The organism is Pseudomonas sp. K5002 (assembly GCF_013386655.1).
GTDB lineage: Bacteria > Pseudomonadota > Gammaproteobacteria > Pseudomonadales > Pseudomonadaceae > Aquipseudomonas.
Map to the genome: position 1 here is coordinate 1 of NZ_JACARK010001427.1, position 596 is coordinate 596.

At 60.6% G+C, this 596-nt stretch carries 1 protein-coding gene and 1 pseudogene; both read right to left on the reverse strand.

Features of this window, described 5'->3' with window-relative positions:
* A partial coding sequence (locus HX846_RS36930) for a 2-oxoglutarate and iron-dependent oxygenase domain-containing protein (protein WP_178967427.1) occupies nt 1-319 on the reverse strand: 319 nt, incomplete at its 3' end.
* An 86-nt stretch (nt 320-405) separates the two neighbouring features.
* A pseudogene (locus tag HX846_RS36935) lies at nt 406-596 on the reverse strand (redoxin); the annotation flags it as partial.

Here is a 596-nt window from a genome sequence, read left to right on the forward strand (position 1 = left end):
CGAGGTCGAACTGTTCACGCAGGTCCGGCTGCCCCCGGGTGATCTCCGACGCGGCGCGGTTGTAGCCGCGAAAGTGTGGGGAGTTGATCATGCCGACAGCAAGCTTGTCGGCCTCCGGCAAGGCGAAAAATTGGCGCGCCTGCTGCTGCACCTGGGTGAGCAACCCGGCGTCGATGCCGTGGCCGGTGAGGTAGAAAAAACCGATATGCCGCGCAGCGTGGCGCAGGTCATCGAGAAACTGCCCACGCTGGGCCGGGCTGCCGTCGAGCAGCGCCAGGTCCAGCAGGGGCAAGGTATTGATTGCCAGCGGGTGCGACATTGGGTGCTCACTCCATGAACAGGTACGTGGAGTGGTGAAGCTAAACGATCTAAAAACCCCGCAATAAATACCTTTTTGGCATTAGCTTAGGTTGGCGCGTTCGCTGCCCTGGCTTCTTCCAGCAAGGCCTGGATGACTTTCTCCTGATTGTCGTAGCGGCCCTCGCCGAAATGGCTGTAGCGCACTTTGCCGGTGGCATCGAAGAAGTAATGGGCCGGCCAGTACTGGTTATCGAAGGCGCGCCAGATGCGGTAGTCGTTGTCGATGGCCACCGGGT